This window comes from Peptoniphilus indolicus ATCC 29427, assembly GCF_000227315.1.
GTDB lineage: Bacteria > Bacillota > Clostridia > Tissierellales > Peptoniphilaceae > Peptoniphilus > Peptoniphilus indolicus.
In genome coordinates, this window is sequence record NZ_JH165062.1 from 102,359 (window position 1) to 106,167 (window position 3,809).

Annotated in this window: 6 protein-coding genes; all 6 read right to left on the reverse strand. The window is 29.2% G+C overall.

Annotation, left to right across the window (positions count from 1 at the left end):
• Window positions 1-38: 38 nt before the first annotated feature.
• The gene (locus HMPREF9129_RS06525; RefSeq protein ID WP_004821715.1) at window positions 39-560 is read right to left on the reverse strand and encodes an SGNH/GDSL hydrolase family protein; all 522 of its coding nucleotides are present in this window, start codon (window positions 558-560) and stop codon (window positions 39-41) included.
• Entirely contained in the window at window positions 548-1,438 is an 891-nt protein-coding gene (locus HMPREF9129_RS06530; RefSeq protein ID WP_004821717.1) for a ribonuclease E/G, read from the reverse strand. The genes HMPREF9129_RS06525 and HMPREF9129_RS06530 overlap by 13 nt, the downstream gene beginning before the upstream one ends.
• Window positions 1,439-1,593: 155 nt before the next feature.
• The gene (gene radC, locus HMPREF9129_RS06535) at window positions 1,594-2,310 is read right to left on the reverse strand and encodes a RadC family protein (protein ID WP_004821719.1); all 717 of its coding nucleotides are present in this window, start codon (window positions 2,308-2,310) and stop codon (window positions 1,594-1,596) included.
• Between the two features lie 3 nt (window positions 2,311-2,313).
• Window positions 2,314-2,895: a Maf family protein gene (locus tag HMPREF9129_RS06540; RefSeq protein ID WP_040552704.1), complete on the reverse strand. Its 582-nt coding sequence runs from the start codon at window positions 2,893-2,895 to the stop codon at window positions 2,314-2,316.
• Window positions 2,888-3,403, reverse strand: coding sequence for a Gx transporter family protein (locus HMPREF9129_RS06545; protein ID WP_004821722.1), 516 nt, complete (start codon window positions 3,401-3,403; stop codon window positions 2,888-2,890). Before HMPREF9129_RS06545 ends, HMPREF9129_RS06540 begins: the two co-directional genes overlap by 8 nt.
• A complete protein-coding gene (locus HMPREF9129_RS06550) occupies window positions 3,400-3,792 on the reverse strand; it encodes a NusG domain II-containing protein (RefSeq protein ID WP_004821725.1) in 393 nt (130 codons plus the stop codon). Before HMPREF9129_RS06550 ends, HMPREF9129_RS06545 begins: the two co-directional genes overlap by 4 nt.
• Window positions 3,793-3,809 lie beyond the last annotated feature (17 nt).

Here is a 3,809-nt window from a genome sequence, read left to right on the forward strand (position 1 = left end):
TCAAAATAATTAATAAAACCTTTTCCCTATTGTTAAGCTTATTTATAAAATCCATAGTTCACCTCTAAAAATTCTAAAAATACTTTTTTCATATCTTCATGTGTTTTTTCATTAGGATGAATTCCGTCAAAAAGTTCTACCTCTTTCAATAAATAATAAAAATTTAGAATTTTAAAATTATTAAAATTCAATTTTATATATTCATCATATAGTTTTTCTAGTTTTCTATTTATTCCCTCAGGGTTAAAAATAAATCTCAACTCTTTTGTATTCACCATTTGTGGTATGCATAATAAAACTTTTGATTTTGATTTTTGCAAGATTTTTTCAGTATTTTCAACCACGTAATCTACTGACATACCATTAAGAAAATCATTAAGCCCATAAAATAGCACCAATAAATCACAGTCTAATAAACTATCAATTCTATATAATACATTTGATGACATCTCTCCATTTACACCAAAATTATTAAATAATATTTTATCAGACTCTATCTTAGAAAAAGAATTTCCATTAACTATAGAGTCTCCAACAATATTTACTACTATCTTACCCATATATTACTTAATTCTTCTCCTCTATTTTTTCTAGACATTTCCAACAATCCCATTCTAGTAAATCCATACACGGTAGTGTTTTTACCGTCTTGCTTTAACTCTTTCTTCAACAAATTTATAATTTCTTTCTTAATTTGTTCATCTGAGTCTATATAATCTATGATTATAGCTCCAGAAATGTTTCTAAGTAAAATTTGCCTCACAATTTCTTTAGTTGCATCTAAATTTATCTTTCTCACAACTTCATGACTGCTTCTAGCATTATAACCTTTTGAATTTACATCTATTACAGTAAAGGCCAATGTCTTTTCAATAGTTATATTACCTCCATTAGGTAAGGCAACTTCTCTCTCTGTTAAAACATTTAGGTCTTTTACTAATTCAGATATGTATTTAATTCTAAACCCAGCATCTAATTTTGAATTTTTTAGATTTTTATAATGCTTAAAAAGTTCTAAGTCATTAAATAATATTTCTTCATTTTCCTTTAAATTTATTCTATTAGCTATTGTCTCTTTATATAGTAACTTGGGAGTTGGTAATCTGTCTTTTTCCGATTCTAGTAAATTCAATTTTTCTTTTAAATTGGTGTATTCTTCTTTTAGAAATTCAAAAGTAGTATTTTGAGAATCAGTTCTAAATAATACTCCCTTAAAAGAGTTCTCTTGGGCAAAATTTAATAATCTATTTCTCATCTCAGTGTTGATTTTTGATGATACTTTTATAAAATCATCATCAAATAAAATAATAGCATTGCCTGTTACAGAAAGTTTAGTACTTACTTTTAATGCTTTTTCTTTTTCACTTGGAACTTTTATTACTTTAACTATTACACTTTCCCCTTCACTCTGAGATATTTTTTCTTGAGTGTATCCCATATAATCTCCCAAATCTATAAAAACTCCAATTCCCTTTACCTTTTTTTAACACTACCTCTATAAATATTATTTATTGGGTCATCTAATCTTATAATTTTTTTCTATTTTATTGTCATATCCTATGATTAAATTTTCATGTGAATCCACATAATACTTCATATTAATCCATTCTCCAAAAAACTGTAGTAAACTCTATTGCCTATTATTATATGGTCCACAAGTTCAATCCCAACTATATTCCCAACCTCTTTTAATCTCTTTGTTAAAGCTATGTCTTCTTTTGATGGCGTTATATCACCTGAAGGATGATTATGTATTGCTATAATTGTATGCGCAGAGTAATCTATTGCAGTTTTAAAAACCTCTCTTGGGTGTACAACTGTCATATCTATTGAACCAGTTGATATATTTTTTATCACTTCTAATTCTTTTTTTGTATTTAATATTGCAATTTTAAACTCTTCCACTTTCAAACTGCACATATCTTCCATTACATAATCAGCTATTTTAGAAGGTGAATTCACCTTTGTCTTTTTAAATACGGATTCTTGACTCATTCTCTTTGCCAAAGTAACTGCTGCAAGTATCATACAAGCTTTACTCTTTCCTATTCCATTTATAGCAATCAAGTCAGATAACCTTACATTTTTTAATGCACTTATTCCCCTATGCTCGACCCCATATTCATCCTTATAACTAAATTTATTTAATATTTCTTGAGATAATTCCACAGATGTCTTAGATTTGTTCCCTGTTCTTATTATAAGTGCAAGTAATTCAGCATTAGAGAGGGCTTCCGTCCCTAATTTCAAACATTTTTCCTCAGGTCTATCTTCTTCAGGCATTTCTTTAATACTAAAATTCTCTTGCATAATCTACCTCTTTAAAAAATCTACACCAAAATCAGCATCCAATACATAATACAATCTCGAGATTGGAAGCCCTACAACGTTGAAGAAATCACCTTTTACAGATTCTATTAATAAGCTTCCATATCCTTGAATACCATAAGCTCCTGCTTTATCTATATATTCCAAAGTATCTAAATACTTTTCTATCTGTATTTCACTCAATTTTTTAAATTTAACCTGTGTTCTCTCGTAAAATATTTTTTTGTAATTTTCTCCTATGCAAATTATTGCACAACCTGTCAATACATCATGTATAGTATCAGAAAGATTTAACAACATTTTCTTTGCATCTTCTCTATCCTTAGGTTTGCCTAACGGTCCATCTTTATAAACTAAAGTATCCGCTGCAACTACAATGGCATTTTCATTTTCTTTAGCTACTTCATACGCTTTATTAAAAGCTATAGACATAACATTTACATGTTCAGGTTTGCTTTCATCATATACTTCATCTATCACTTTGCTGATAACTTCAAAATCTATAAATTCTGCAAGCATTTCTTTTCGCCGAGGCGAATTCGATGCAAGAACTATTCTTCTATTCATTAATATTCCCCTTAAAAGTAACATTCAAATTCTTAACTGAGTATTCACTGGCTACTCCAACAAAATATCCTGTAAAGATTCCAAGTACTAATAACAACGGTAAATACGAAACGATACTAAGTGTATTAAGCACTATGCATGCAGCTAAAACTTGTCCTATATTGTGAAACGCCGAACCTATCAAGCTAATCCCAACTGTAGATATATATTTTTTTAAGAAGCTGTTTGCCAAAGACATACTTACAGTGCTCAACATAGCTCCCGTAAAAGAAAAGATAAAGCTTGTTACAGAGCCTGTTACTACAACTAATAAAATTGATTTCAAAGCTGCAACTACAATGCCTTCTCTATTACCTAAAAATAAAATAGTTATTAAAACTACCATATTTGAAAGACCTAATTTAGCCCCAGGTATTGCAACGGGTGTTGGCAACATCATTTCAAACAATCCAATGACTAATCCCAAAGAAACAAGTAGTGATAAAAAAATCATCTTTTTAATTCTCAATGTAGCACCACATCCACTTCTTTTGTGTCTTTAACGTCATTGTCTGCATTTGCATTCACTAATGAAATTATCAATCTATTCGGTAAACATATAATAGATTCTCCCGCTCTAGTTATATGCCCCATGTGAATACAAATTTGGTCCTTACAGTCAGATTCTACCATATGTACTCCATCACTAGTTATTGCAAAAGTATTTTTACCATATTTATTATCTATTGTATAAAGTTTTTCTTTATCACTGAGTGTATATCTTCCCTCAACCTTACCATCAACACTTACTACAACTTCTTTTTCGGCAGCTTCTACTACATAATTTTTAGAAACTAAAAAAATTCCTGTTGATAACAATAAAATTAAGGCAACGATAATGTAATCTCCTTTTTTCATATATGCACCTCAATAAA

Excerpts from the sequence above, each read along its gene's own strand:
- radC (WP_004821719.1), bottom strand. The coding sequence starts at position 2,310 with ATGCAAGAGAATTTTAGTATTAAAGAAATGCCTGAAGAAGATAGACCT.
- HMPREF9129_RS06550 (WP_004821725.1), bottom strand. The coding sequence starts at position 3,792 with ATGAAAAAAGGAGATTACATTATCGTTGCCTTAATTTTATTGTTATCA.
- HMPREF9129_RS06530 (WP_004821717.1), bottom strand. The coding sequence starts at position 1,438 with ATGGGATACACTCAAGAAAAAATATCTCAGAGTGAAGGGGAAAGTGTA.
- HMPREF9129_RS06540 (WP_040552704.1), bottom strand. The coding sequence starts at position 2,895 with ATGAATAGAAGAATAGTTCTTGCATCGAATTCGCCTCGGCGAAAAGAA.
- HMPREF9129_RS06525 (WP_004821715.1), bottom strand. The coding sequence starts at position 560 with ATGGGTAAGATAGTAGTAAATATTGTTGGAGACTCTATAGTTAATGGA.